This is a genomic window from Microbacterium petrolearium (assembly GCF_054782875.1).
The window spans coordinates 1-593 of record NZ_BAAGRQ010000077.1 but is presented as its reverse complement, the minus strand read 5'-3'; the positions used below and the strand labels follow the sequence as shown (position 1 = coordinate 593).

Sequence of the window (593 nt, the reverse complement as noted above, 5' to 3'; positions counted from 1 at the left end):
GCAGGAGGCGTTCTGGGGAGCCGGGTACACCACCGAGGATGCGGAACAGCTGGCCGAGCTGTGGCAGGCCGACGTGCTGGAGGCGAAGGCGCGTGCGGGGCAGATGCTGCTCGACGGCGAGAAGCCCCCGCGGCCCTGAGCCGGCGCAGGGCCGACGAGAACGACAGTGATCCGGCCGTTCGACTGTCGAACGGCCGCACACAGCTGCCCGTGGATCGTGGCAAGATCGAAGGTGCATACCCGGGCGGCCTTGGACACTCCTGCGACCGCCCACCTCACCAGTCGTTTGGAGTTTCGCAGATGCCCATCGCAACCCCTGAGGTCTACGCCGAGATGATCGACCGGGCGAAGGCCGGCAAGTTCGCCTACCCCGCCGTCAACATCACGTCGTCGCAGACCATCACCGCCGCGCTTCAGGGCTTTGCCGAGGCGGAGTCGGACGGGATCATCCAGGTCTCCGTCGGCGGTGCCGAGTACGCGTCGGGCTCGACGCGCCATCGCATCAGGGTGAGCACCGCGGCACCGACGAGGGCGAGACTGGACCCCTGTCCGGTCAGGAACGACGGCGCGTAGGCGGCGTCGCCGACGAGCGC

General features: G+C 69.0%; 1 protein-coding gene and 1 pseudogene. One reads left to right on the top strand and one right to left on the bottom strand.

The genetic code is table 11. From position 1 onward, the window contains the following. Nucleotides 1-300: 300 nt before the first annotated feature. Nucleotides 301-492: pseudogene (locus ACYVJ0_RS13705) on the top strand (class II fructose-bisphosphate aldolase); the annotation flags it as partial. Here ACYVJ0_RS13705 and ACYVJ0_RS13700 read toward each other — a convergent pair. Further along, nucleotides 414-593: hypothetical protein (locus ACYVJ0_RS13700; RefSeq protein WP_460818413.1), on the bottom strand; the 180-nt coding region annotated here is incomplete at its 5' end. The pseudogene ACYVJ0_RS13705 and the gene ACYVJ0_RS13700 overlap by 79 nt on opposite strands.